General features: G+C 49.9%; 24 protein-coding genes. 6 read left to right on the forward strand and 18 right to left on the reverse strand.

Annotated features, from left to right (window positions below):
• Positions 1–46: 46 nt before the first annotated feature.
• The 9 genes from J2X61_RS00910 to J2X61_RS00950 form a co-directional block, all read right to left on the reverse strand.
• Positions 47–1,252 (reverse strand): aminotransferase class I/II-fold pyridoxal phosphate-dependent enzyme, encoded by a 1,206-nt coding sequence (locus J2X61_RS00910; protein WP_274466627.1) that lies wholly within the window; start codon positions 1,250–1,252, stop codon positions 47–49.
• Positions 1,253–1,267: 15 nt separating this feature from the next.
• Complete coding sequence (locus J2X61_RS00915; RefSeq protein WP_274466628.1) at positions 1,268–1,759, reverse strand: Lrp/AsnC family transcriptional regulator; 492 nt, start codon at positions 1,757–1,759, stop codon at positions 1,268–1,270.
• Positions 1,760–1,943: 184 nt separating this feature from the next.
• Positions 1,944–2,234: a hypothetical protein gene (locus J2X61_RS00920; RefSeq protein WP_274466629.1), complete on the reverse strand. Its 291-nt coding sequence runs from the start codon at positions 2,232–2,234 to the stop codon at positions 1,944–1,946.
• Positions 2,235–2,380: 146 nt separating this feature from the next.
• The gene (gene cysK, locus J2X61_RS00925) at positions 2,381–3,292 is read right to left on the reverse strand and encodes a cysteine synthase A (RefSeq protein WP_310185660.1); all 912 of its coding nucleotides are present in this window, start codon (positions 3,290–3,292) and stop codon (positions 2,381–2,383) included.
• A gap of 80 nt (positions 3,293–3,372) precedes the next feature.
• Positions 3,373–4,683, reverse strand: coding sequence for an MFS transporter (locus J2X61_RS00930; protein WP_274466630.1), 1,311 nt, complete (start codon positions 4,681–4,683; stop codon positions 3,373–3,375).
• Between the two features lie 126 nt (positions 4,684–4,809).
• Positions 4,810–5,313 carry a hypothetical protein gene (locus tag J2X61_RS00935; RefSeq protein ID WP_310185112.1) on the reverse strand — a complete coding sequence of 168 codons (504 nt, stop codon included), beginning with the start codon at positions 5,311–5,313 and terminating at the stop codon, positions 4,810–4,812.
• Between the two features lie 134 nt (positions 5,314–5,447).
• Positions 5,448–5,867, reverse strand: a complete 420-nt coding sequence (locus J2X61_RS00940; RefSeq protein ID WP_274466632.1) for a DUF350 domain-containing protein — start codon at positions 5,865–5,867, stop codon at positions 5,448–5,450.
• 115 nt (positions 5,868–5,982) lie between these two features.
• On the reverse strand, positions 5,983–6,663 hold the full coding sequence (locus tag J2X61_RS00945; protein WP_274466633.1) for a PspA/IM30 family protein: 681 nt from the start codon (positions 6,661–6,663) through the stop codon (positions 5,983–5,985).
• A gap of 132 nt (positions 6,664–6,795) precedes the next feature.
• Positions 6,796–9,156 carry an endonuclease MutS2 gene (locus J2X61_RS00950; protein WP_310185115.1) on the reverse strand — a complete coding sequence of 787 codons (2,361 nt, stop codon included), beginning with the start codon at positions 9,154–9,156 and terminating at the stop codon, positions 6,796–6,798.
• A gap of 252 nt (positions 9,157–9,408) precedes the next feature.
• Between J2X61_RS00950 and J2X61_RS00955 the strand changes: the two genes are divergently transcribed.
• The gene (locus tag J2X61_RS00955) at positions 9,409–9,777 is read left to right on the forward strand and encodes a phage holin family protein (protein WP_274466635.1); all 369 of its coding nucleotides are present in this window, start codon (positions 9,409–9,411) and stop codon (positions 9,775–9,777) included.
• A 199-nt stretch (positions 9,778–9,976) separates the two neighbouring features.
• Entirely contained in the window at positions 9,977–10,363 is a 387-nt protein-coding gene (locus tag J2X61_RS00960) for a cupredoxin domain-containing protein (RefSeq protein WP_310185119.1), read from the forward strand.
• Between the two features lie 67 nt (positions 10,364–10,430).
• On the opposite strand, the gene J2X61_RS00965 is transcribed toward J2X61_RS00960, so the two are convergent.
• The 5 genes from J2X61_RS00965 to pheS all read right to left on the reverse strand — a co-directional run bounded on the left by J2X61_RS00965 (position 10,431) and on the right by pheS (position 17,735).
• On the reverse strand, positions 10,431–11,063 hold the full coding sequence (locus tag J2X61_RS00965; protein WP_310185122.1) for a transposase: 633 nt from the start codon (positions 11,061–11,063) through the stop codon (positions 10,431–10,433).
• A 383-nt stretch (positions 11,064–11,446) separates the two neighbouring features.
• On the reverse strand, positions 11,447–11,995 hold the full coding sequence (locus J2X61_RS00970) for a CvpA family protein (protein WP_274466638.1): 549 nt from the start codon (positions 11,993–11,995) through the stop codon (positions 11,447–11,449).
• A 12-nt stretch (positions 11,996–12,007) separates the two neighbouring features.
• Positions 12,008–14,140, reverse strand: coding sequence for a hypothetical protein (locus tag J2X61_RS00975; RefSeq protein WP_310185125.1), 2,133 nt, complete (start codon positions 14,138–14,140; stop codon positions 12,008–12,010).
• A gap of 93 nt (positions 14,141–14,233) precedes the next feature.
• The gene (gene pheT / locus J2X61_RS00980; RefSeq protein WP_310185128.1) at positions 14,234–16,675 is read right to left on the reverse strand and encodes a phenylalanine--tRNA ligase subunit beta; all 2,442 of its coding nucleotides are present in this window, start codon (positions 16,673–16,675) and stop codon (positions 14,234–14,236) included.
• 25 nt (positions 16,676–16,700) lie between these two features.
• The gene (gene pheS, locus J2X61_RS00985) at positions 16,701–17,735 is read right to left on the reverse strand and encodes a phenylalanine--tRNA ligase subunit alpha (protein ID WP_274466642.1); all 1,035 of its coding nucleotides are present in this window, start codon (positions 17,733–17,735) and stop codon (positions 16,701–16,703) included.
• Positions 17,736–18,265: 530 nt separating this feature from the next.
• On the opposite strand from pheS, the gene J2X61_RS00990 reads away from it, so the two are divergent.
• From J2X61_RS00990 to glsA, 4 genes are all read left to right on the forward strand, one after another.
• Positions 18,266–18,697: a MarR family winged helix-turn-helix transcriptional regulator gene (locus tag J2X61_RS00990; RefSeq protein WP_274466643.1), complete on the forward strand. Its 432-nt coding sequence runs from the start codon at positions 18,266–18,268 to the stop codon at positions 18,695–18,697.
• Positions 18,698–18,720: 23 nt separating this feature from the next.
• The gene (locus J2X61_RS00995) at positions 18,721–20,379 is read left to right on the forward strand and encodes an MDR family MFS transporter (protein ID WP_274466644.1); all 1,659 of its coding nucleotides are present in this window, start codon (positions 18,721–18,723) and stop codon (positions 20,377–20,379) included.
• Between the two features lie 136 nt (positions 20,380–20,515).
• On the forward strand, positions 20,516–21,436 hold the full coding sequence (locus J2X61_RS01000) for an aldo/keto reductase (RefSeq protein WP_310185134.1): 921 nt from the start codon (positions 20,516–20,518) through the stop codon (positions 21,434–21,436).
• A 24-nt stretch (positions 21,437–21,460) separates the two neighbouring features.
• Positions 21,461–22,414, forward strand: a complete 954-nt coding sequence (glsA, locus tag J2X61_RS01005; protein WP_310185137.1) for a glutaminase A — start codon at positions 21,461–21,463, stop codon at positions 22,412–22,414.
• Between the two features lie 59 nt (positions 22,415–22,473).
• Here the strand turns inward: glsA and J2X61_RS01010 are convergent, their stop codons facing one another.
• The 4 genes from J2X61_RS01010 to nikR are packed head-to-tail and all read right to left on the reverse strand — an operon-like array spanning position 22,474 to position 25,299.
• The gene (locus J2X61_RS01010) at positions 22,474–22,659 is read right to left on the reverse strand and encodes a hypothetical protein (RefSeq protein WP_274466647.1); all 186 of its coding nucleotides are present in this window, start codon (positions 22,657–22,659) and stop codon (positions 22,474–22,476) included.
• Between the two features lie 58 nt (positions 22,660–22,717).
• On the reverse strand, positions 22,718–24,373 hold the full coding sequence (locus J2X61_RS01015) for a copper resistance CopC/CopD family protein (protein WP_310185138.1): 1,656 nt from the start codon (positions 24,371–24,373) through the stop codon (positions 22,718–22,720).
• A gap of 12 nt (positions 24,374–24,385) precedes the next feature.
• A complete protein-coding gene (locus J2X61_RS01020) occupies positions 24,386–24,790 on the reverse strand; it encodes a DUF2203 domain-containing protein (RefSeq protein WP_274466649.1) in 405 nt (134 codons plus the stop codon).
• A 41-nt stretch (positions 24,791–24,831) separates the two neighbouring features.
• Positions 24,832–25,299, reverse strand: coding sequence for a nickel-responsive transcriptional regulator NikR (gene nikR, locus J2X61_RS01025; protein WP_274466650.1), 468 nt, complete (start codon positions 25,297–25,299; stop codon positions 24,832–24,834).
• Positions 25,300–25,456: the final 157 nt, after the last annotated feature.

A 25,456-nucleotide genomic window follows, 5' to 3' on the forward strand; every position in this document is an offset into this window, starting at 1 on the left:
GAATACCAGTTTTCATGAATAATTCATATACATTTTTCCTGTACAATTACAATTTTTTCAGAAAATTTCCGATTCTTTCTAAGGCTTCATTCAGCTGAGAAACACTGTACGCATAGGAGCAGCGAAGGAAGCCTTCGCCGCCTAATCCGAATACATCTCCTGGTACGGCAGCCACTTTGGCTTCGAATAAAAGTCTCTGCGCGAACTCATCCGATGTTAGTCCCGTTGCGACAACGCTCGGGAAGGCATAGAATGCGCCCTGCGGTTCATGACACTCGAGTCCGATGTCCCGGAATCCTTTGACCACCAGCCGTCTGCGTTGATTATAGGATTCCATCATGCGGTCCTTTTCTTCCAAACCGTTGGTCAGCGCCTCATGAGCGGCAACCTGCCCCATAATCGGTGCGCACATCACCGTGTATTGATGAATTTTGGTCATAGCCGAAATCAATTCGCGATGTCCGCATGCATAACCCATTCTCCAGCCTGTCATGGCAAAAGCTTTGGAGAACCCGCTCACCAGAATCGTCCGATCCTTCATGCCCGGAACCGCCGCGAAACTGACATGCTTCTGACCATAAGTCAATTCGGCATAAATTTCATCGGAAATAACGATAAGATCGTGTTCCTCCACAACCTTGGCAATCGGCAGCCAGTCCTCGTAGCTCATAATGCCGCCGGTCGGATTGCTCGGATAGCACAGAATCAAAATTTTGGAACGCGGCGTGATCGCATCGCGAAGCGCCTGCTCCGTTAATTTGAACTGGTCCTTCGCGAAAGTTTCGATTCCGACTGCAACGCCTCCGCTTATACTCGTAATCGGCGAGTACGAAATGTAGCATGGCTCCGGGATCAGAATTTCGTCGCCAGGCGTAATCAACGCGCGCAGCGCCAAGTCGATCGCTTCACTGCCCCCGACGGTCACAAGCACTTCATTCGACGGCTCATATTTCACTTTGAACGACGTGTACAAATAATTGGCAATCGCTTCGCGAAGCTCCGGAATACCGGAGTTCGGCGTATATTTCGTTCTGCCGCGCTCCAGGGCGTACACCGCCGCTTCACGCACATGCCAAGGGGTGGAGAAATCAGGCTCACCAACGCCAAGCGAAATAATATCGTCTTTGCTATTGCTGACCAAATCAAAAAACTTCCGAATGCCCGAAGGCTTCATTTCGCGTACGGCAGGAGCCAAATAGTCCTGCATCGATTTAATTTTGCTCGGTTGGATTACTGTCTCATTTTTGATCATGGCTCTACCTCACCTTTACGGGGAGACCAGCATCCGATGATCGTCCGCTTGATCCTCGAAAATGATGCCGTCCTGTTTGTATTTTTTCAAAATAAAATTCGTTTTGGTCGAAAGCACGCGATCGATCGGCGACAATTTGTTGGACACGAAGGAAGCAACCTGCTTCAGGGAATTGCCTTCGACCTCAACAAGCAAGTCATAAGCGCCGGACATTAGATAGACTGATTTGACTTCAGGATATAAATAGATCCTTTCCGCAATGGCGTCGAACCCGCGTCCGCGTTCAGGCGTAATTTGCACTTCAATCAGGGCGGTAACCTTTTCGTCATCCACTTTGCTCCAGTTCACGACTGTGGCGTACTTGACGATGACCTTATCCGCTTCCATCTCGCTTATCGCTCGCGCCACCTCTTCCACCGCCGTTCCTAACATTGTGGCGATGAGTTCCGCACTGCGGCGGGCGTCTTCTTTCAGTAATTCGAGAATTTTGAGCTTCAAAGTATCCATGGTTAAACCTACCTTTCTAGAATCTTAATACGTTCATCCTTTAATCTTACAATGAATTGCCATCCCAATTCAATTACTCTGCCAAGCAAATTTTCAGATAATTTGTGTATATTCAAATTATCCTATCGTACTAACAAAAAAGCCGCCTGATAATCAGGCAGCTTACTATCGTTCCATATTAAAATTATCCATGCAGCGACCCGAATTTGGATTCGGCTTTGAGCAGCTTCGTCACCATCGGTTCTATTTCGCGATGCTCGTAAGCAGGGCGAACATGGATGCTTGGCTCCCCGGCCAGGCAGCCGATGCCGACCAGCTTGTTCTCGTCATAGACGGATATGACGTGTCCCGCTTGAAGCTGATTCCAGTCCACGGGATGCCCACATCCATTCATTATGCATTCTTCTGTATATGTTCGAATAAATTCATTCCATTGATCGTATTCCGGAATCTCGTTAATATAGGCTAGTTTCACAATCCATCCACCTCTCGATACGAACATCCTTACTTCTATAATTATACCTAATGATGAATTTTTATTCAATCTTTTTCGAATAATTTACATAATATAAATACGCCCGCCGGTTCATAAGATCCGAGCGGACGCAATTGCAGGCACTGTTATTCAAAAAGCTCCATACTCAAATACCTTTCTCCGGTATCCGGCGCGATGCACAGCACTCTTCTCCCGGCACCAAGCTTGCGGGCCACCTGCAGTCCCGTCCATACCGAAGCCCCGGCAGACGGGCCAACCAGGATGCCTTCCAGGCTTGCCAAGTCCCGCATCGTTCGGATCGCATCCTCATCCGCAACCTGTACGATTTCATCATAGACACTCGTGTTCAGAATCGCCGGTACAAAGCCCGGGCTCGTTCCGACAAGCTTGTGAGGCCCCGGGCTTCCCCCTGACAGAACCGGGGAACCTTTCGGTTCCACCACATAGATCTGGATGTCCGGGAGCTGTTCCCGGAGTACCTCGCCTGTTCCGGTAATGGTTCCTCCGGTGCCGGAAGTGGCTACGAAGGCATCTAGACGCCCTTCCATCTGCTCCAATATCTCTGGAGCTGTCGTGGTCCGGTGAATGCCCGGATTCGCCGGATTCTCGAATTGCTGAGGGATGAAGCTATTCGGGATTTGATCCCTGAGCTCCTTCGCCTTCGCGATCGCCCCCGGCATCCGCAGAGCGGCGGGGGTCAGCACAACCTCAGCGCCATAAGCCTTGAGCAGATTAATCCGCTCCTTGGTCATATTATCCGGCATGATGAGGATGGCTTTATAGCCTTTGGCAGCGGCATTCATAGCCAGTCCGATGCCGGTGTTGCCGCTCGTCGGCTCGATAATCGTCGCGCCCGGACGAAGCAGCCCGTCCTTCTCGGCCTGCGCAATTAAATTATATGCCGCGCGATCTTTCACACTGCCGCTTGGATTGAAATATTCCAGCTTCACATAAAGTTCAGCATCCCCCGGCTGCACCAATCGGTTGATCCGTACCGCCGGCGTATTCCCGATCAGCTCCGTGATGCTGTTTACCATTTTACGATGTGTCAAGGGTCTTGCTCCCTCCTCTTCCCATACAACTCTACACACATTTTTATCGGGAAGCCCCGGAGATGTCAAGATTTTATTACGGAAAGCTGCTTTCTCATGAAGAACCAACTGAAGAGAGGAGAGCTGCCGATAACGAGCAGCAGCACACTCACAACAAGCGGATCTTTATTCCATGAAATAACACTGATGAACAGCAGCACCCCGCATACACGACCAACATTAAGTGAGAGCTCGCGCAGAACGACGTACTCCTCCCTTTGTTTGGCGCTTTCTTCCGTGGAACCAATCAAATCGAATACAGCTGAAACCATGGGTACAGAGTACATCGGAAAAAATAGCGCTGCGCCCAAGCCGAAAATCAACAGCGTCGACCACCCGACACTCCAGAAGAACGGCACAATGATGGCGACCACCATCGTCGCACCGATCAGCATGCTGATCTTACGGAATCGCGGTTTGATAAACCGGCCTACCGCCCAAAAGCTTACCAGCGAAACCGCTGACGTGATGAGTACGAAATTTCCCAGACTTGCTTCACTGGAGGTTGAGATATAGACGAGGAGAGCGATCATAAAGCCAAAAACGCCTTCCCGTACACCTTGAAATACAAGCGCCAAGCTGACGCGTTTCCAAGGCGTTTCGTTTTGTTTGAGGCAGCGAATAGGAAACATCCATTCATAGCGGCCTTGTACTTTCCTTTTTTTCAGGAAGAAGCTGATGACGACCCCAGCCAGGAAAATCCCCAGCGAAATGGAGAAAATGAGCCGGTAACCGGCCACACCTCCCAATTTAACGATCAGAAAGCCTGAGATCCACGGGGCAAAAATGCCGGCTCCCGAGCCAAGCAGTCCCACCGTACCGTTAAATCGGTCGCGGTTATCCGGGTCCGTCACCTCGAAATATACGACATTAAAGGCAACCCAGAACAACCCAGCGGAAATTCCCTGCACCATTCCGAGCCATACGAAATAATGAATACTATTTGCGCCAAGCCAAAGGACCAGCATATAAAATACAGCCGATACAGCGACGCCGATGCGCAGACAGTTCATTTTATTATGCTCTTTCACCCACTTGCCAGCCAACCAGAACGTGATGGCCATCGTCAGGTGCGTCGCTAACGTAAACCATCCGATTAAGGTGAAGTCATTTTTCGCTTTCCACAAGTAGACGCCGACAAAGGTGCCCGATAAAGCGTTCGCGCAGCCAAACAGTGTATGGACAATAAGCAGGAGGATCGCTTGCGAGTCCAGACGGCCTTTCTTAGGCTCTCCTTCCGTTTGACCGACTTGTCCTCGATCCTCGAAATAATTCTTCTCTGCGCGTGCTCCAGTCTTTCCCGGATGCAGACGCTGCATACTCTGGTCGTTGTGCATACTCCTCACCTTTCCCCGCGATAAGAATAGCTCTAGTTAAGCTTCCCCATTCGAGTGAAAATATGAGGTTGAAACGAACAAAAACCGAATCCACAGGGACTCGGTTCTTCACTCTTCATCTTTCGACTAGGACTCCGATTTAATCCGTTCAACCATAAGCAGGCGATCCGTATCGGACAATATTTTCTCCACCTTAAAACAGGAAGGGCATACATATACACTCATCGTGAAAGGTCCGGTCAGGAACGCACTGCCGAGCGTTTTGGGAATAACCGGCGTGAACACCGCTTCGCTAACCACCTCGTTACCGGCATGCAGCATCAATTCGTGGCAGCTGGAGCATTCGGGAGCTTCTTCCTGTTCGTCAGTAATATGCTGTACATTCTCTCCGTACTTATCTAAAGGTTCATCAGAGTTGTCCCAAGCAAGCGACAAATCTTCGTCGGAATCCACATAATCCTGCTCTTGGAAGCGCAGCGGCTGACCGGTCTGCTTCACCTTCAAATCAATGCTCCGGTAGTCCCCGAGCTCATTGAAACAATGCGGGCACTCTTCCTCCGGCCCAATCTCCGGATCCCAAACAATCTCCGTTTGGCACCATGGACATACAACTTCATCGTTGGCACTCATGTTCTAATCCTCCAGTTATGCATCAAGCAAATTTCATTAAATAATAAATCCCTGCCGCCACGAACACAAATGCGATGGCAAACAAAGTGCCCCACAGGTATTTCATCTTCAAGCCTCCAAAACTATGTATGTTTCTAAGTTACGCAAGCACCCACTACGTAAGAAAGGGAGACAGATAGCGTCATCGACAAGAAACCGACTGCGCGGTTGTCGTTCTTAATCTCTTCATCAATTTTGAAATAAGGCGTCAAAAATTCAAAAATGAAGTAAGCTACGAGCAGCAGCAAGAAACCGAACCCCGCCCAAATGAGGGAATGCATCATCGTATCGTTGTTTAAAATAGCAAAGCGGAACAAGTTGCAGATACCAAAAATTTTCCCGCCTGTCGCCATTGCGACAGAGAGATTGCCTTTTTTGATTTCTGCCCAATCATCATACTTGGTGACCATTTCGAAAATCGTTAAAAAGATCACAAGCGCAACAACGGCAACTGCAAAAAATGCAAGCGTCGATAAATACGGATTACTCAACAACACATCCACCTCTTCGTTCATCTTGTCTCCCTGCCCCTCTTTCCTGTATAGAGTTTAAATTTTGTTTAAAAATCCCTATATACGGTAGAAGAGACTGAGTTTGGCTCAGTCTCTCGCAGGTACTCTTAGTATATCATTAAGATTGTTTTTTTTCAGCAAGCTTTGCTTTCATTGCCGCCAATTCGTCATCGATACCGCTCTTGCTAGCGCCAAGCCCTTCCAACTCGTCGTCCAAGCTGCGGTTCTTCGCGCGGATCTCGCCGCTCGCTTGAGCTTCAGCTTCCATTTGGAGCACTTTTTGGCTCATACGGTCAAAACCTTTAGCCGCATTGTCAGTCCCGAATCCGGACATCGCTTGGTTGATTTGTTTTTGCGCTTTTGCCGTTTCGGCACGTGCGATCAACAAATCTTTCTTATTTTTCATTTTGTTGAATTCGTCTTTCATCTCGGACAATTGACCGCGAAGCTGATCGGCATTTGTTTTGGCAAGATCGTATTGACTCTTGAGCTCATCGAAACGAACTTGATGCTCTTTCTTGTCTTCCAACGCGCGGCGAGCTAATTCTTCGTTGCCCGCTTCGAGTGCTTTCATCGCTTGCTCGGTGCGCTTCGTAACCATTTCTTCGGCTTCCTCATACTGCAGCTTAAACTTTTTCTCGATGGCAATTTGCTTGGCTACTGCAGACTCTGCTTCCAAAATATCTTCTTCCATGTCGCGCAAGAACTGATTCAACATCTTAACCGGATCTTCCGCTTTGTCCAGCAAATCATTGATCGATGCCATTGTCATATCGCGAAGCCTTTTAAAAATACCCATTTTCAATTCCTCCTAAGGATGATCCATCTTTTATAGTTGAGTTACGTTGTCATCTAGTCACCGGTGCTTACACTGATTACATACGCAACCCCGAAGATTGAAGTTTCAAAAAGATGAAAATATTTTTAAAAGCTATTTCAACTCGACAACCGTCACGCCGGCTCCGCCTTCGTTGTAGTTCCCCATGCGGTAGCTCTTCACATGCTTATGACGGCGTAAGTACTCCTGCATCCCCGTGCGAAGCACGCCTGTGCCTTTGCCGTGAATCAAATATACCTGCCCGAGATTGCCCAGGAAGGACTCATCCAGGAAGCGATCAGCCTCAATCAATGCTTCTTCCACATTCATGCCTCGCATATCCAGTTCCATACGGATGCTCTCATCTCGCGTCCGTTTAACTGTCGCCGCTACCTGTTGCGCAGGTTTCTTCGGCGCTGCGCTGCCTATTTTCTCGAGATTGGCAATCTCGACTTTCATTTTCATAATTCCCAGCTGCACGGTAGCTTCAGTGGAGCTGACAACCTCGACCACGTGACCTTTCTGGCCAAGGCTCACAACCCGCACTTCATCTCCGGCCTCGATACGCTCAGGCCGCTTCTTCGCCGCACGAACCTGCTTCTGGCGCAGCTCGGGCGCAGCTTGATCCAGACGGCGCTTCGCATCCACCAGCCGGTGGTCCTTGACCCCGCCGGCTTCCTCCAGCGCCATGCGCCGCAGCTCGGCGATGACTTCGTCCGCCTCGCGGCGCGCTTTGGCGACGGCATCTCGGGCGTCGCGCTCGGCCTTCTCCAGCAGCTTATCGCGCTGCTCGTCGAACTTCGCTTGCTGCGCTTCCAGCGTTTGGCGCATCGCCTCCGCTTCACGCCGCAGCTTCTCGGCCGTGTTGCGTTCCGCTTCCGCGATGAGGCGATTCTCCTCGAGCGAAGCGATCATGGACTCCACGCGCTTCTCTTCCTCGCCGACCTGATTACGGGCATGCTCGATAATGCGCCGCGATAGTCCTAAGCGTTCCGCAATGGCAAAGGCATTGCTTCGCCCTGGTACACCGACGAGCAAACGGTAAGTCGGACTAAGCGTTTGTATATCAAATTCCATACTTGCATTAATGGTTCCTCGTGTTTGGTACGCATAAGCCTTCAGTTCGGAATAATGCGTTGTCGCAATGATACGGCAGCCTATTTGATGAATGTAATCCAAAATAGAAATCGCTAATGCAGAACCTTCAGCAGGATCCGTACCTGCGCCAAGCTCATCCAGCAAGACAAGACTCTTCGGCGTCATATCCCGTAAAATACTAATAATATTCGTCATATGACTTGAAAAAGTACTCAAATTTTGCTCAATACTTTGTTCGTCCCCGATATCCGCGTAGATCGCGTCGAATACGCATAATTGCGTACCTTCCTCCGCTGGGACGAACAGCCCGGACATGGCCATCAAGCTCAGAAGACCTACGGTTTTGAGGGATACCGTTTTACCCCCCGTGTTTGGACCCGTAACAATAATTTGCGTAAAATCATTCCCCAACTCCAAATCAAGAGGAACAACAATGTCCGCAGCAATCAGCGGGTGTCTGCCGCGTTTGATTTTGATAAATCCACGGTCGTTCAATCTTGGTTTCGTCGCTTTCAGCTCTCTTGCCAGTCCCGCTTTCGCAAAGGTGAAATCAAGCTCAGCCAATTGATCAACATCATAAACGAGCACATCCACTTGTTCAGCAACGAGTGCTGTCAGCGCACGCAAAATCTTCTCAATCTCGGCCTCTTCCTTAAACTTAAGCTCACGAATCTTATTATTCAATTGAACAATGGCATCCGGCTCTATATATAACGTTGCTCCCGAAGCCGATTGGTCATGAATCATTCCGCCGAAGTTGGAACGATATTCCGCCTTAACCGGAATAACAAACCTGTCGTTGCGGATTGTAATCAGGACATCCTGCAGCATTTTCTGCACGGACGAATTGCGCAGCATTTGCTCCAAGCGCTCGCGTACCCTGCTCTCTCCTGTGCGGAGTTCACTCCGCACTCGGCCTAGCTCCGGACTCGCACTGTCAACAACTACCGCATTCTCATCGATACAGCTGTTGATTTTGTCTTCCAGCGGCTTGTTCTCAGTGAGCAGTTCGACCTGCTCTTTAAGCATAGGAATTGCGTATTCCTCATGTACAGCAAGAATGAACCGTTTGAGTCTCCGCGTGCCAAACATGGTCGTAGTTATATCCAATAACTCGCTGGGATTCAACATACCGCCGATTCTTGCCCGATGTAAAGAAGCACGAATGTCCCTGATTCCGCCGAAAGGAGCGTTACCCTTCAAACGTTCCACATTCACAGCTTCATCCGTTGCTTGCAGCCGCAGCTTCACAAGCTCAAAATCGCCTTTCGGCTCGAGCTTCTCTACCGCGTCTTTCCCCAGCGAAGTAGCCGCATGATGCGATAGTTTATGTAAGATTTTCCCATATTCCAAGGTTTTAATAATTTTCTTGTTCAACTGTCCCTACCTCTTTTCTCTACCCATTATTATAAACCAAATGGAGCATGATTAGCTATGGAGACAATGATTATATGGAAGATGCTACCTACCATAAACTTTTAGACAATTGGATACACTAAGTTGTGCACCTATTCCTTCTGCCAAAGGAACCGTAAAACTTCAAACACACCAAGCATTGTTCAACAAAATCATCATTTCTAGTCGTGAGACGCAAACCATTTCTCGCGGCAGAAAAAAGGAGGTTCTTGAATGCATCTTCTAGGACATCTGGTTAGGTTTATTGTATCTGCTTTGGTATTAATGTTTGTCAGCTGGCTGGTTCCGGGGTTTCAAGTTGGTGGATTCTGGAGTGCATTTTTCCTTGCGTTGGTCATTGCCATTGCCGCTTGGATCATCGAAGGGGTCTTTGGCAAACAGATCACTCCCTTTGGCAGAGGAATCGTAGGCTTTCTAGTAAGTGCGCTCGTCATTTGGGCCGCTCAGTTTGTCGTTAGCAATGTGTCGACGAGCATCATAGGTGCCATTCTAGCTGCTTTAGTCATTGGAATCATCGACCTGTTCATTCCTGTGAAAACCCCTTTTGAGCAAGGGATCACAGGAAGAGAAGATCGTCGATAATATCATCAGTTTTCACTTCTGATATCCATTGATAAGGCCCAAAAGAGATCGGTCTGCTGCGTAATTAATCGCCGGGCCGATCTTTTCTTTTGCTCTAAAATTGGAACTCTTTCTTCACTAGTTTGTCACTGCTTTTTCAAAACAGGTACTGTACAATAAATAGGGAAACAAATACATTTGTTCGGAGGGGTATATACATATGAAAAAATTGCTCGTTCTAATGACGGGGGTCTTCTTAATCATTGCGCTTACAGCTTGCGGAGGCAAAGAATCAAAACCTGCAGAAACAACAACACCTGCGGCTACAACCCAAGCTTCTGGTGGCCAAAACGTCGTTCTGAAAGCAACGAACTTCAAATTTGACCAAGCCGAGTATCGTGTCAAAAAGGGTGAACCTGTTACCATTTCCCTTGACAACTCCCAAGGTGTCCATGGTGCATCTATTAAAGAATTCAATGTTAAGCTCGACAACAGCAACAAAACATTTACCTTCACCCCGGATAAAACGGGATCATTCCCTATTACTTGCTCCATCATGTGCGGAAGCGGTCACGCCAATATGAAATCTACTCTGATTGTCGAGTAGTTATAACGGAAATTCCACACCTTATCGCGGCATTCAGCGGTAAGGTTTTTTTGTATTCATTTTATTTTCATAACATTTGGTAACATCTTAGGAACAGTGGGAATAATCGGACGGACACAAAGGCATTCATCCATTTTTTAAACAGAATCATTTCGTCATATTTGATGTTCTTGGAATTTTTAAACATGAAACTGCCAAAATTCGTTATCAAAATAGGCGATTTTGAGTTGTCTGCTTCTTTTTCCTGAGACTTGTTTCTATGTACCTTAGATAAAGCTAACTGGATCTTCTCCAGCATTAATTTAGCAGTACGGTAATTCACTCCCAAAAGCTCGGCAAACTGCGCAATGGAATACGCTTGGCCTTCACGAATTAATGCTTGAATGGCCTTGAACCAAAGCATTAGTGGCAGCTTGGACTTATGCATTACGGTACCGGCTGTTAACGATATTTGTGTACGGCATTCCTTACATTCCAACAGCTTACGGGTTTTCACTCTATAAAATAAATGGTTATCGCACCGCGGGCAGCAAAAGCCGTCTCCCCAACGCCTCTTCATCAAAAAGCTTTCGCAATCTTCCTCTGTTTTAAAAACTTCCTCCAAGGATTCAAATTCATATAAGTTCATAAAATTTCCTCCTTGCAGTTCGATACGAACATTCATTCCTATATTTCCATTATATCGAACATGAGTTCCCATGTAAAGCAAAATTTTACTTTATTGGAGGGGGAACTCTTTCATTTTCGCCCTTTTCTGTGATATCTACAACGAGGTAGCGTAGGAGTTCGCAGGACCAATGTTAGGGATACTTGGGGTTGGGGTTGGGGTTGGGGTTCGGGTTGGTGGCACGACTTTGTGGCGATTATGGCTGCTTGTAGATACTTCAGAAAATGGGCTTGTGCAATATGAAGGGGGCGACGAGAGTAGGACTGAGTTAGAAGGGGCTAAATCAGGATAGGTTGGGGTTGGGGCTTTAAGGGAATTGATGAGGATAGGTAGAGCTTGATAGTTTGGCTCCGGATTGAATTCGCGGCAAGAATGCACAGAAGCCACCAACTTCAAATAGATGAAGTAGGCAGCTTCTAGAGGGCTATTCTTTGCTTCCAAAGCTCTTGCAGCATACCTGCAAGGTTAGGAAGTTCATTGATCAAGTAAGGAGCTGTGACCGAGCTTGAAAGGAGTTTCTGGAGTCCGTCCGACGGAATGATGGTCATGACGTTAACTGCAATGATGATGATTAACAATGCTTCGGCTAAACCAAGAAGTGCGCCGCTCCAACGATTAATAAAGTTCAACCCTGGTGTTTTGGCCAAAACGTTCAATGCTCTTCCGATAATAACCAGCGTGAATTTCACGCCGAAAAATAAGATGGCAAAAGCTAGCGCATTTAAAATATACGTGTCGAGGTTGAGACCTTTTACGATAAATTCATATTTTTCATAGTTCTCATAGGTGGGCAGTGAAACTGTACTGCGAAGGAACGGGGCCACATCTTTGTAGAAATAAAAAGCAACCAGGTAGGCTAATACAAAGCCCGAGAGCGAAACGATTTGAGCGATAAAGCCTCTAAAATATCCCAAGAGCAGGCCCAAAGCAACGATAGCCAGCAAGATGTAATCTAATGTGTTCATCGTCAAGTTGATTTACCTTGTAGGACTATCCGCTTCAACCAGCTCAATCCACTCATTATACTCGGTCTGCAGCTTAGCATATTCTTCTCTTAACGCATTATACTCTTTGGTTATCTGTTCGAGTTCTTTTTGCTGAGCCGCATCATTCCTGTTTTGAGCCAATAGCTCTTCTTTTTCTTTCTGGAAATCCTCCGCCAAGCGTTCTTTCTCTTCTGCAAAGTACTGATTCAACAAAGCCCGCTCTCCCTGTTGCTGCTTAATGAGCGACTCCAGCTGAGACTGGTAATGTTGAATGATGGTTGTTTTTTGCTCCTCATACTTCTGGACAATACTGTTTTGTTGTTCTTGGAAACGCTCGACCAGGGTGACCTTGTCCTGCTCCAAACGGTGAATGTTAGCCTGAAGCTCCTCTTTGTGCAGATTTTTGAGGACCTCCACTTCATCTTGATATTGCTGGTTGATTGCCTCTTTATCTTGTGTGTGCCGGCGCTCGAGTGTTTCTATATCCAAGTTAAATTGTTGACTCAGCTGCTTTTTATCCTGTTCATGCTTCTGAGATAAAGCAGTTTTTTCCTGTTGATGCTGCTGATTGACAGTCTGAATTTGCTGAACGAGCTGCTGCTTTTCTTTTTCGATTTCTTGTTTGGCCTGCAGTTGTTCCTGCAGTTCCATTTCGAATCTCTTGACTTCCAGCTCCTGCAGTTTCAAGGCTTTGGCTTGCTGCTGCTTCTGTTGCTCCAACTGCTGCTGAGCTTCAAGAAGCTGCTGCTTCAACTGTTCCAGCTGCTCCTTCGTTTCCTGCGATTGCTGCTGCTTTTCTTCCAAGCTCAGTGCCAACCGTTCTTGCTGCTCTTTGAATTCTGCTTGTTGCTGCTTCATCAATTCGAGCTGTTGCGCGGTTTGCTGGTGCATGAGTTGTTCTTGCTCCAATTGCTGTTTGATTGCTGTTTGTTGCTGTTTTCCTAGCTCCAATTGCTTATTGAACTGCGTTTGCTGCTGTTCGGACTGTTCCAACTGCTGCTTGGACTGCTCCAATTGTTGTTTGACTTGTGCATGCTGCTGCTTTTCTTGCTCCAATTGCTGTTTAATTTGAGCTTGCTGCTGCTTGGACTGCTCCAATTGCTGTTTGGCTTGTGTATGCTGCTGCTTTTCTTGCTCCAATTGCTGCTTACTCTGAGCTTGCTGCTGCTTCAACTGTTCCAATTGCTGTTTGGCTTGTGCGTGCTGCTGCTTTTCTTGCTCCAGCTGCTGATTATTTTGAGCTTGCGTCTGCTTGAATTGCTCCAACTGCTGTTTGGCTTGTGCGTGCTGCTGCTTTTCTTGCTCCAGCTGTTGTTTGAGCTGCTCCTGCTCTTGCTTGGCTTGTTCTATTTGTTGAGATGACTGCTCAAACTGCTGTTTTTCTTGCTCGAGCAGTTGCCGCGCTTCAGTGGATTGCTTTTTTTCCTGCTCCAGCTGCTGCTTGAGCTGATCGTTTAGCTGCTTCGCCTGTTCTTGCTGCTGTTTGGCTTGTCCAAGCTGCTGTTTGAGCTGCTCCTGCTCTTTTTTGCTTTGATCCGCCAGCTGAGAAGCCCGCCCATGCTGTTGTTTCTCTTGTTCAAGCAGCTGCCGCACCTGAGCGGTCTGCTTTTTTTCCTGTTCAAGCTGCTGTTTGAGCCCCTCATAATGCTGTTTGGCTTGATCCTGCTGCTGCTTGGCTTGCTGCACTTGTTGATTGGCTTGCTCCATCTCTTGTTTTCTCTTCTGCAATTCTTGGCTCAGCTGTTCCTGCTGCTCTTTGCTTTGGTCCAGTTTGCCTTTGTGCTCGTTTGCCAAAGATTGCAGTTTATCGTGGTCATGCTTCAGCTGGTTGAAGGTGACGTTTAGCTTCTCATATGATGCTTTGGTCGCTTCGTGTTCTTTCTGTGATGCGCTCAACTCTTCCATGATTTCGTTCATGCGGAAGCATTCATCCGCCATGTTCACCGCGGCGAGTACGGCAATTCGTTGGGAGTCCAGACGCGGGTAACCTTTGGCGATATGAAACATTTGGTCATTCACGTATTCGGCTACTCGCTTCATATATCCAGTGCTGTTGCTTGCTCTCAATTTATATTGATTGCCATATATTTCAACGGTAATTTTGGATTTGTCCTCAGCGTTCATGCGTTATTTCCCCCTTAAATGAAAAGGCTGGCCTTATCGACGTTAATTTCGATAAGACCAGCCTATTCTCCTGCAACTATCATGAAAGTTGCTTTATTTTCTTAGCTCCGCCTCATATTGCTGTTCAAGGGTTTGAACCACTTTGGCATGGAGCTCGGTGACTTCTTCATCTTGCAGTGTTCTTTCCGCATGACGGTATACGAGTGAGATGGCTACGCTTTTGCGATTTGCGCCAAGACGCTCCCCAGTATAGATGTCAAATACCTGGATGGATTCCAACAGGTCGCCGGCCACTTCGGCAATGGTTTGCTCCATATGACCTACCGGAACACTGGTATTGACAACGACGGCCAGGTCTCTGCCGATCGACGGATAGCGCGGCAGCAATTTGTAAACAATGGCATCTCCGGCCGCGTCCATGATTGGAGCCAGTTCGACTTCAAGCACATAGGTGTCGTCCAGATCGCGCTGTTGTTGAACCGTCGGATGCAATTGGCCCATGCGGCCGATCACTTTGCCGTCAAGCAGAAGCTCTGCCGTACGTCCCGGGTGGAAGCCTTCAGGTGCCGCAGAAGCGTAAGAAAGGCCTTTAACGCCCAAATAGCTCACTAGACGATCGAAAATTCCCTTCAGGTCATAGAAATCAACTGCTTCTGATTTCTGCGCCCAGTGGGCTTGACGTCTTTTGCCTGTCAGTACGATGGAAAGAAGCAGCTTTTCTTCCGGCAGCGTTGCAAGAGCCGCTTCTTCCGTCACGAATGCCTTGCCGATTTCGAAAATGGCAACGTCATCCATCGTACGGTTACGGTTATAGCTGACCACTTCCAGCAAATGCGGCAGCAGGCTGGTCCGCAGCTCGCTGCGCTCCTCGCTCATCGGCATTGCGAGGGAGACCGGCTTCGCTGCAGGGTATAGACTCGGCAGCGAAACGGTTTGGTCCGGGTGCGTGAAGGCATAGGTGATGACTTCATGCAGCCCGCTCTGCGTCAGAAGATTACGGGCAACGCGGCGGATCGACTGGTCTTTGGTCAAGGATCCGGGCGTCGTCACACCGGTCATCAGCGTAGTCGGGATGTTATCGTAGCCGAAGAGGCGTGCCACTTCTTCAATTAAATCGACATCCCGCGTAATGTCTCCGCGGCGGCTCGGCACATGCACGAGCAGCTTGTCTTCGCCTGCCGGCTCATACGTGAAATGCAGCCGTTCGATGATTTGTCCGATCTCGGCAACGGAGAGCGTGGTGCCGAGGTAGTTGTTGACCCGGCCGACTCCGAGCTCGATGCTGACCGGCTTGTGGGATCCGGCAACGGCTTCGACGATGCCGTCCGCCACTTGGCCGCCAGCGAGCTCAGCGATAAGCGCAGCGGCGCGGTTCAATGCCGGGAGGACCGCTTCCGGATTCACTTCTTTCTCGAAGCGCAGGCTCGCTTCGGAACGAAGGCCCAGCTGGCGGGACGTACGGCGCACGGAAGAGCCGGCGAATTTGGCGGATTCAAGCAGAATCCGCGTCGTGCCGCCCGTCACTTCCGAGTTGGCGCCGCCCATGACTCCAGCGATAGCTACAGGCTTCGTGCCGTCCGTAACGAGCAGCATGTGCGGCTCCAGCGTACGCTCTACATCGTCAAGCGTGACGAGCTTCTCGCCGGCCTGAGCAAGGCGTACGTCGATGTGGCCATTGTTCAGCTGATCGGCGTCGAAAGCATGCAGCGGCTGGCCGTATTCCAGCATCACGAAATTCGTGATGTCGACAATGTTATTGATGGGACGGATACCGGCCGCCATCAAGCGGTTTTGCATCCACAGCGGAGATGTCCCTACGCGAACGCCCTCGATCAGGCGGGCTGCGTAGTGGGAGCACTGCTCCGCCGCTGTGATGTTCACGCTGATGCGGTCGGCAGCTTTCAAGCCGGCTGTTCCGGCCGCTTGCAGTGCCGCTTCCGCATCCGGAAGCTTCACGCTGCGTCCGAGGATTGCAGCGATCTCGTAAGCCGCTCCGAGCATGCTTAGGCAGTCGGAGCGGTTCGGTGTCAAGTCTAGCTCCAGCACCTTGTCATTGATGGCAAGCACATCCAGGATGGAGCTGCCGACTTCGGTATCTTCAGGGAGTACCAGAATGCCTTCCTGAATTTCTTTGGGCAGCAGTTTGTCGTTCAATCCGAGCTCTTTGGCCGAGCAGATCATCCCCTGCGATTCAACGCCGCGCAGCTTGGCGCGTTTGATCTGCAATCCGCCAGGCAGCGCCGCTCCGATCATGGCGACGGGCACTTTTTGCCCGGCATCGATATTTTTGGCGCCGCAGACGATTTGCAGATCTTCGCCCTGTCCGGCATCCACGATACAAACGCTTAGCTTATCCGCATCAGGGTGCTTTTCACGCGATTTCACGAAGCCGACGACTACGCCTGTCACGCCTTTATTGCGATCTTCCACGATATCTACTTCAATCCCGCTGCGGGTCAGCTTTTCAGCTAATTCTTCGGCTGTGAAGCCTGATACATCTACATATTCCGATAACCATTGGTATGAAACATTCATGCTTAACCCCTCCTTCTCCTGGTGCTTACAAATGTAAGAATTGCTTTAAGAAGCGCAAATCATTGGTGTAGAAATGACGGATGTCCTCGATGCCGTATTTCAGCATGGCAATACGCTCTACGCCCATTCCGAAAGCAAATCCGGTATATTCCTTCGGATCGTATCCGCCCATCTCGAGCACGCGCGGATGAACCATACCCGCTCCAAGAATCTCCAACCAGCCAGTTTGCTTGCAGGTACGGCAGCCTGTGCCTCCGCACATCGCGCAGCTTACATCGACTTCCACGCTAGGCTCAGTGAACGGGAAGAAGCTCGGACGCAAGCGGATTCTCGTCTCTTTGCCGTACATCTCCTGCACGAATTGCAGCAGGGTGCCCTTCAGATCGCTCATCCGCACATTGCGGTCGATCACGAGACCTTCGATCTGCGTGAACATATGCGAATGTGTGGCATCATCGTCGTCGCGGCGGTATACTTTGCCCGGGCAAATGATTTTGATCGGAACATCGCCTTTGCGCTTCTCCATCGTTCTTACTTGAACCGGGGAGGTCTGCGTGCGCATCAGAATCTCTTCCGTAATATAGAAGGAATCCTGCATATCGCGGGCAGGGTGATCTTTCGGCAAATTCAACGCCTCGAAGTTATAGTAATCCTGCTCCACCTCCGGGCCTTCCGCAACCGTATAGCCCATACCGATGAAAATATCTTCAATCTCCTGAATCACTTTGCTCAAAGGGTGAACAGCTCCCTGTTGGGAAGGACGGCCCGGCAGCGTGACGTCGATCATCTCGGCACGTAATCTGTTCTCCGTTTCCTGCTGCAAATAAGCAGCCTGCTTCTCTTCAATCACGGCTTCAATGGCCGCGCGAACGTCGTTCGCCACTTGACCGATAATCGGTCTCTCTTCCGCGCTTAGCGCCCCCATCCCGCGCAAAACTTCGGTCAGCGGACCTTTTTTCCCCAAATACTTAATGCGCAAATCATTCAGCTCTTGCTGGCTCTGAACGCCGCTAAGCTCTTGCAGCGCTTCCTGCTTCAAAGCTTCTAACCGCTCTTTCATTGAAATCCCTCCTGATTTAGGCCACTCAAATTACCCTGAAATGAAAACGCAAAAAAGACTTTCCGCTCCCTCGCAAGGGACGAAAAGCCGTGGTACCACCCTAATTAGATCCGCCACATGCCAAATCATCGACAAACGACGGGTCTCACTTCATTCCAGATAACGGACAATGCGTCCGGTTCCCTCTACTTAAGATGAAGCATGGGGCTTCACCCGTTGTTCAAAGGACTGCTCGGGAGCGAACTTCGGCAGCCTGATTCTCGGGGCCAGCTCTCAATCATCGGCTTTCCCTCCCTGTCAAGAAGCACTGCGTACTCTTCTCCGTCAAAGCATTTTCACGTATATGTACCAGTTATTATATGCAAGATACAACACATATGCAAGTGCGGACGCCTCAAATCTCTTATTTTCCCTATTGACTTCAAATGCTTCGAGGCGTATATTTTACTTAAACAATTTAAATATTATTTGATTCAAATATTTTACTGTGGAAATATTTGATGATCTAATTATCGGAAAGGAGATCGACGATGGAAGATGATTTGATGTTAGATTACACCAACCGGTTCCGAACAACGTTCGAGACGGTGCATCGCAAAATCAACTCGCTTGTGCTCGCGGAATTAAACTCCGAGCTAACGGGACCGCAGCTCTTCATGCTCTTCATGATCGGCAAAATCGGATCTCCCAAGCAGACCGCTCTGGCTGAGAAAATGGGTGTAAAGCCCAGTGCGATCACGGTCATGATCGACCGTCTTGTCCAAAGCGGGCATGTTATACGGAAACATCATGAAACGGACCGGCGCATCGTTCTGGTCGAAAATACGGAGCTCGGCAACGCGGTGTTAGCCAAAGCGGAACAAGTCCAAGCGGCGGTTATCGCACGCGGTCTGTCCAAGCTTCCGCCGGCCGAACTCGAGATTATGGTTGCTGCCTTCGAGAAGCTCAGATCCTACTACTAAACGCTTAAAGGAGTGAACATCATATGACAAACTTGCAAAAGAACTCTTCCGAGGGCGCCAATCTTGCCGATGCCTCGGCCCCCGCGTTTAAAAACCGCGGTCTATTGTTAACAGGACTCATCATCGCCATGCTCTTCGGGGCCCTAGACGGCACGATTGTCGGTACGGCGATGCCGCGGATCGTCGGCGAACTAGGCGGCCTGGAGCTGATGGTTTGGCTGACGACAGCCTATATGCTAACTTCAACCGTTGTTGTCCCCATCGCCGGTAAACTCGCTGACTTAATGGGACGGCGCGTCATTTATGTGACGGGACTTATTATCTTCATCGTCGCTTCCGCGCTCTGCGGGATGTCCCAAAATATTACGGAACTTATTCTATTCCGCGGCTTGCAAGGGCTCGGCGGCGGGATCATGATGCCGATGGCGATGATTATTATCGGTGACTTGTTCACCGGTAAACAACGTGCCAAATGGCAAGGCGTGTTCGGTGCCATTTTCGGTCTCTCCTCCGTCGTCGGTCCGCAGGTCGGCGGCTGGATCGTAGATGCCTTTGACTGGCGCTGGGTGTTCTATATCAACCTACCTGTCGGTATTCTTGCTGTTATTCTCATTGCCATTGCCCTGCCTAAGCATAAAGCAGCCGGCAAAGTGAAGTTCGACATCCCCGGTATCGTCACCATGATCATCGGTGTGGTTTCCTTGCTGCTCGCGCTGACTTTCGGCGGCAAAGACTTCCCTTGGCTCTCTTGGCAAATCATCGGTTTATTCGCATTGGCGATCGTTTCACTCTTGGCATTCGTCCGTATTGAGAGCAGAGCGGAAGAGCCGATTCTACCCGTCCGCTTATTCAAAAACAGAACGTTCACAACCATTAACGGCGTAGGCTTCCTGATGTCTATCGGGATGTTCGGGGCGATTATGTTCGTGCCGCTCTTCATGCAAGGCATCGTCGGCATATCCGCTTCCGCTTCCGGTACCGTTATGACGCCTCTCATGATTACGATGATCGCCGCGAGCGTCGTGTCCGGGCAATTCATTCATAAAGTCGGCGTTCGCAAGCAAATGCTGATCGGCATGTTCGTGATGGCATTGGGCTTCTATCTTCTAAGTACGATGGGCATCGATACGACGAAATTGACGGCCTCCCTGTACATGGTGCTGCTCGGACTCGGTATGGGGCTTGTTATGCCGATTCTGACCCTGGCCCTGCAGGAAAGCTTCCCGAAATCAGAGCTTGGCGTCGTCACTTCTTCAAGCCAATTTTTCCGGCAAATCGGCGGTACCTTCGGGATGACCATCCTCGGAGCGATCATGAATCACAAGTCATCGGTGCTGCTGGAGCAAGACTTGACCCCTGTCGTCAAGCAGCTTCCCGCAGAAGCCGGCGGTCTTGCGGCGCAGATGAGCGACATGATCCATACGAATCCGCAAGGCTTGTATTCATCGCTGCTCAGTCCAGAGGCGCTGGCCAAAATGCCGAAAGAATTCGTGGACCATATGCTTCCGATTTTGAAAAACGCCCTAGTCTCTTCGCTCCACCAAGTATTCCTGTACGGTTTGGTATTTGTCCTGCTTGGCGCGGTTCTCACACTGTTCATCGGCAATATCAAAGTGTCCGGCCGTAAATCCAAGAAGACGAATGAAGAAGGTGAAAAAGACCTTTCGCCAGGCCTTGCTTAATGCATGCCCACGAGCTCCCCTCCTTAAATTCCAGGATGGGGGCTTTTTGTTGTAAATAATGGTTTCATTTGTTTTGACATCAATCTGTCAATAGCGTTTAATGAGGTTGGATACTATAAAAAGGAGAGTGCTCGCCATGAAATATCGCAGACTTGGGAAAACAGATCTGAAAGTTTCCATCGTTGGTGTCGGAACCTGGCAATTCGGAGGAGAATGGGGACTGACGTACACGCAAGCCGAAGCGGACGCTATTCTTGATCAAGCCGCTGATCTAGGCATTAACTTGATTGATACCGCAGAGTGCTACGGGGACCATCTGTCCGAATCCTTCATTGGCAGCTATTTGTCCAGACGCAAGCGTGAAGATTGGGTCGTGGCGACCAAATTCGGACACCACTTCCATGATCTGTTTACCAGAACCGACGAATTCAGCGCGGACAGTGTCGTGAAACAGCTGGATGCTTCGCTGAAAGCTTTGCAAACGGACTACATAGATTTATATCAATTTCACTCCGGACCGGACAGCGTATTCGACAACGATGCCTTGTGGACGACGCTGGACAAGCTGGTGCAAGCCGGGAAAATCCGCCATCTTGGAACTTCCATCGGCAGCAACAGCAACATTCATCAGACCGGAGCTTCGACCCAAGTGAATTCCAAAGCGATTCAAGTCGTTTATAACCGCCTGGACCGGGCGCCGGAGGAGCTTGTATTCCCTTCCTGCATCGAGCAAGACCTTGGCGTTCTGGCACGCGTGCCTCTGGCCAGCGGCTATCTTAGCGGCAAATATAAACCTGGCGCCGTATTCAGCAATACCGACGTTCGCCACCGCCATGATGCGGAAAGCGTGAGACAGAAGCTGGAGGAAGTGCAGCGCATCCAGAAGGAAGAAGTTCCGGAAGGCATGGATATGGCCAAATGGGCATTAGCCTGGTGCTTGAAGCACGATGCCGTAACGACGGTGATCCCGGGCTGCAAAAATCCCGAGCAAGTCATCGCCAATGCCAGCGCAACGGACCTGATCAGCGACAACCACCCGCAAGCGTGGAAAGCCTGATCCATAGGAAGGAATGAGAGCTTTATGATTCAACACGAGTCATCCACAACATGGAAGCGCCTGAGTGACCGCTTGGCGGAGTGGGTTGCGGACAATAAGATCCACACGGCGGAAGGCCAAGTAGCTTCCTACATTCCTGAGCTTGCCAACGCGCCTGCGGATGTGCTCGCCATCTGCATCATGGATGCAGATGGGAACACCGTCCAAGCCGGCGAAACCGATTACCATTTTACCCTGCAAAGCATCTCGAAGGTATTCACGTTGATTCTGGCTTTGATGGATAATGGCGAACAGCAGGTCTTCTCTAAGGTCGGGATGGAGCCGACAGGCGACGACTTCAATTCGATGCTGAAGCTGGAGCTGGTGGAGCCGGGTATTCCGTTCAATCCGCTGATCAATGCCGGAGCGATTGCGATTTCATCTCTGATCGCGGGAAACACGCCTACCGAGCAGATCGATCGTATTCTTGGATTTTTCCGGGAGATTGCAGACAACCCGGGGCTAGCTATCCATCAGGAAGTTTTCCAATCGGAATCGGATACCGCCCACCGCAATCGTTCACTGGCTTACTTCCTCAAAGATAACGGCGTCCTCGTCGGCGAGGTGGAGGATGTGCTGCGCGTGTATTTCAGCCATTGCTCGATCCAGGCAAGCTGCAAGGATCTGGCGCGAATGGCCTTGGTCCTGGCACATAACGGCGTCGATCCTGTGCGGGGCAAGCGCTTGATCCCGCGGCGCTTCGTACAGATCGCCAAGACGTTCATGTTCACGTGCGGAATGTACAACGCCTCTGGGGAATTCGCCATGAACGTCGGCCTTCCCGCCAAGAGCGGCGTGTCCGGGGGCATCTTGACGATGGTGCCGGGACAATACGGCATCGGTCTTGTCAGTCCTCCGCTTAACCGCAAGGGCAACAGCACCGCGGGCGTTCATCTGCTCGGCAAGCTTTCGCAGGAATTTGATTGGAGCTTATTTTAATTAAGAAGAGCGGTACTCGTCGATGACGAATACCGCTCTTCGTTATATACCTTCTCATGCTATTGAATGGCTCGTTTGATCCGCTGCAAAGCTTCGATCAGCTCATCGATCTCGTTCTCGTCCAGTCGAATCGTCACGTAGTTCGGGGAGATTCCTCCATCGTTGACTTCCAGCAAGGCCATCTCATCCTTCTCATCCAATTTTACCGACAATTGATCTCTCTCGAGCATATTAATCCAAGCCATGACAGCACCTACTTTCCGCTAGGTTAGGTTTCATTCTCATCCTCGTACGAGTACGGGACTAGTACACGATGAAGTCTTTCCGGTAGACCGTTTCATTATCCTCGGTATCCATCACGCGCATTTCCAGCTCCCAGTTACCGCGGAAAGGAAGGTACGCCCCTTCCGCCCGATAGCTGAATTTGGCGAAGCCATAAGATTCTTCCTGCTCCGTATCCTCGTAAAACGCGATCGGAACAGAAATAGGCGCAATTTCTTCATCGTCCACATAGTGCAGGATCATGAGCACTTGCTTCGGTTTGCCGGATTTCTCCGGTAAAAATACTTTCGCCGTAAAGGTGTTGTTTCCTTGTATCTTCGGCGTAATATCTGCGGAAACATGGACCTTCTCGCCCATCTGGTGCCACTGCAGCGGTTCATTCGGCGGGATCGGAGCAATGTAAGTGAGAATTCCGACCAGCAGCATAATGAGCACCATCAGCGTTAAATCGACCCTTACCCAAATAAAAGAATGAACCGCTTGTTTCCTTCGCATCAGAAGTCTGATCACGGAAGCTGTGATGACAACAAGCACGACGGCACCGACCTTAACAAGCAGCAGAATTCCCCATCCGGCATAAAGCAAGTAACGCAAGCTCGGAAGGAACAACAGGACCGACAATGCGCCGGATACCGTCAGAACGGCAATGGAAATCAAAGCCATGTTCGAAAATTTGTGCATGTAGTCGCCGACGTCCGCGCTTCTCTTCCGCCACTTCGCGTAAAGCAGCACCAGACCGCCAACCCACATGGCTGCTCCCGCCAAATGAATCCAATCCAAGCCGATCGTTGCCCATACAGGGGTAAAAGAGGCCGCGTGTCCGCTGAAGCTTTTGGCCGCAAGCAAGCCTAACGGCCATACCAGGTCCAGCCATGCCCATCTGCCGATCACACCGAAACCAAGGAAGGATAAGGCTAGCAGCAGCAGCCACGAAATGCCGACATTCGTTGCTGTGAGCAGCTTCCACAGCTCTTCCACGCCACCGCCGCCAAGCAGATCCTCGACGTGGGTGAAAATCAGGAATAATAAGGAAACCAATTGGGCCCGCTGCAAATTCAGCGTCCAGGATGCCAGCGCCGTGCGCGCAGCTCTTCCGTTCTCAGTCCCTAGCATTCGCAGCCAAATCACCCAGCCCGCGAGTGCCAGCACCATCAAATACCATAAACCGCGGGAGGCGTACTGCAGCAAAACCTTGGTCGTCAGCGGTCCTGCGCCGTGATCATGGTTAGCATGGGCCGTTGGAAGATCAAGCGCATCTTCTTGCGGCGGATTCCCGATCGTGATCGGGTAGGAGCCTCCTACGGGATGCCCGTCAGCCGAAATGACGTGGTAGCTAACCAGATAAACCCCTTCGGGCAGCTTCGGCAAATCCAGGAATACACCCGTCTGCTCTTTATTCAAGACCGCTCTATTGCTTGTCATCTCATCGCCGTCATGGTTAAAGACTTTGATATAATAAAGTCCGGCATCTAGCTGTTCGTTGAACGTAATGGCGATTTGAGGCGGCGAGCTTGCCAGCTTGGCACCCGACTCGGGAGTTGCCTGTACTAATGACGCATGGGCTGATGCGGACTGCGGAGCGACAAGCGCGCTTAGGAGCATCATTGCTAATATACACATGAAAACCGCAGCTGAGAACCATTTGCGCTTGGGAGTATGATGTTTCTGTTTGTACATAGATAAGTTCCTCTAATCCGAAATCGGCTTACGACCGGCAAAACCATCCTCTTTGCCATGGTAGTAACGAATTCTGTCCTCTCCTTGTTTCCAACACAGCAATACTTCTTGTCCGCCGATGAGCGCCGGAAAATCAACAAGACCCGTATCGATGTCTTTCAGCTCTACACCCGTTTGCTGAAAATGCTGAATAAGTCCGCGCGCTTCGATCTGCAGAAATTCCAGTTCGGCTTCTTGCATAAAGAACGGGTCCTTCTCCGTGCCGGGCTTCTCGGCCAACTCATTTTTCTTGACGCGAAGCTCCATATATTTCTGCTCAAAAGTACGCTTTAAAGCTTGCATTTTCTTCAGCTCCTGGTCGACGAACGGAAGCATGCTGTTCGCTTCCTCCAGACTGAACCACTTTGTATGGGACATTTCGCACCTCCATCCCTCATTTTAGCAAAAAAATTCGAACTCTACGCAGGTTCGTGCGTGTGACCATGCGAATGCGTATGGGCTTGTCCGTGCTCTTCTACATGCGTAACGGACAGCTCGGCATAGCCGACCCCTTTCAGCACCTGAATGCGCTGCTGGAGCTCCCGGAGCTTCTGCACTTTGCCGCGTACGACCAAAATCTCCAAGCATTGCTGATGATTCAGATGTATATGCATGGTAGATATAATGGCATGATGATACTCATGCTGCAGCTCCATCAACGTAATCGGCAGATCGCTGATATGATGATCGTAGACCATCACAATCGTTCCGGCCACCGTTTCTTCCGGCTGCATGGAGCTGGAGGCTAACAGCGCCTTGCGTGTAAGATCGCGAATCGCTTCCGAACGGTTATCATAGCCCTGCGTCGCGATCAGCTTGTCATACTGCTCAATTAACGATTGCGGCATCGAGATGCCGAAGCGAACCAGCGCTTCTTTGTCCGACATGCGGCTATCGCTCCTTTCCTTCTGTCTCTCATCTCTGTCCGAATCCTCTATTCCTACTCTACCAGAAAGTGCCGCCGCCGCAAAATAGCCCGTTCCACTCATTCCTCTCATTCCTATGAAAAAAGCAAAAAGGAGCGGACTTACGTCCGGCCCCTGC

This window comes from Bacillus sp. 3255 (genome assembly GCF_031456485.1).
Taxonomy (GTDB): Bacteria; Bacillota; Bacilli; order Paenibacillales; family NBRC-103111; genus Paenibacillus_E.

What these genes read in the sequence shown, in the direction of transcription:
- J2X61_RS00910 (WP_274466627.1), bottom strand. Translation starts at nt 1,252, where the DNA reads ATGATCAAAAATGAGACAGTAATCCAACCGAGCAAAATTAAATCGATG.
- J2X61_RS00915 (WP_274466628.1), bottom strand. Translation starts at nt 1,759, where the DNA reads ATGGATACTTTGAAGCTCAAAATTCTCGAATTACTGAAAGAAGACGCC.
- cysK (WP_310185660.1), bottom strand. Translation starts at nt 3,292, where the DNA reads ATGGTAAACAGCATCACGGAGCTGATCGGGAATACGCCGGCGGTACGG.
- J2X61_RS00930 (WP_274466630.1), bottom strand. Translation starts at nt 4,683, where the DNA reads ATGCACAACGACCAGAGTATGCAGCGTCTGCATCCGGGAAAGACTGGA.
- J2X61_RS00935 (WP_310185112.1), bottom strand. Translation starts at nt 5,313, where the DNA reads ATGAGTGCCAACGATGAAGTTGTATGTCCATGGTGCCAAACGGAGATT.
- J2X61_RS00940 (WP_274466632.1), bottom strand. Translation starts at nt 5,867, where the DNA reads ATGAACGAAGAGGTGGATGTGTTGTTGAGTAATCCGTATTTATCGACG.
- J2X61_RS00945 (WP_274466633.1), bottom strand. Translation starts at nt 6,663, where the DNA reads ATGGGTATTTTTAAAAGGCTTCGCGATATGACAATGGCATCGATCAAT.
- J2X61_RS00955 (WP_274466635.1), top strand. Translation starts at nt 9,409, where the DNA reads ATGCATCTTCTAGGACATCTGGTTAGGTTTATTGTATCTGCTTTGGTA.
- J2X61_RS00960 (WP_310185119.1), top strand. Translation starts at nt 9,977, where the DNA reads ATGAAAAAATTGCTCGTTCTAATGACGGGGGTCTTCTTAATCATTGCG.
- J2X61_RS00965 (WP_310185122.1), bottom strand. Translation starts at nt 11,063, where the DNA reads ATGGGAACTCATGTTCGATATAATGGAAATATAGGAATGAATGTTCGT.
- J2X61_RS00970 (WP_274466638.1), bottom strand. Translation starts at nt 11,995, where the DNA reads ATGAACACATTAGATTACATCTTGCTGGCTATCGTTGCTTTGGGCCTG.
- J2X61_RS00975 (WP_310185125.1), bottom strand. Translation starts at nt 14,140, where the DNA reads ATGAACGCTGAGGACAAATCCAAAATTACCGTTGAAATATATGGCAAT.
- pheT (WP_310185128.1), bottom strand. Translation starts at nt 16,675, where the DNA reads ATGAATGTTTCATACCAATGGTTATCGGAATATGTAGATGTATCAGGC.
- pheS (WP_274466642.1), bottom strand. Translation starts at nt 17,735, where the DNA reads ATGAAAGAGCGGTTAGAAGCTTTGAAGCAGGAAGCGCTGCAAGAGCTT.
- J2X61_RS00990 (WP_274466643.1), top strand. Translation starts at nt 18,266, where the DNA reads ATGGAAGATGATTTGATGTTAGATTACACCAACCGGTTCCGAACAACG.
- J2X61_RS00995 (WP_274466644.1), top strand. Translation starts at nt 18,721, where the DNA reads ATGACAAACTTGCAAAAGAACTCTTCCGAGGGCGCCAATCTTGCCGAT.
- J2X61_RS01000 (WP_310185134.1), top strand. Translation starts at nt 20,516, where the DNA reads ATGAAATATCGCAGACTTGGGAAAACAGATCTGAAAGTTTCCATCGTT.
- glsA (WP_310185137.1), top strand. Translation starts at nt 21,461, where the DNA reads ATGATTCAACACGAGTCATCCACAACATGGAAGCGCCTGAGTGACCGC.
- J2X61_RS01010 (WP_274466647.1), bottom strand. Translation starts at nt 22,659, where the DNA reads ATGGCTTGGATTAATATGCTCGAGAGAGATCAATTGTCGGTAAAATTG.
- J2X61_RS01015 (WP_310185138.1), bottom strand. Translation starts at nt 24,373, where the DNA reads ATGTACAAACAGAAACATCATACTCCCAAGCGCAAATGGTTCTCAGCT.
- J2X61_RS01020 (WP_274466649.1), bottom strand. Translation starts at nt 24,790, where the DNA reads ATGTCCCATACAAAGTGGTTCAGTCTGGAGGAAGCGAACAGCATGCTT.
- nikR (WP_274466650.1), bottom strand. Translation starts at nt 25,299, where the DNA reads ATGTCGGACAAAGAAGCGCTGGTTCGCTTCGGCATCTCGATGCCGCAA.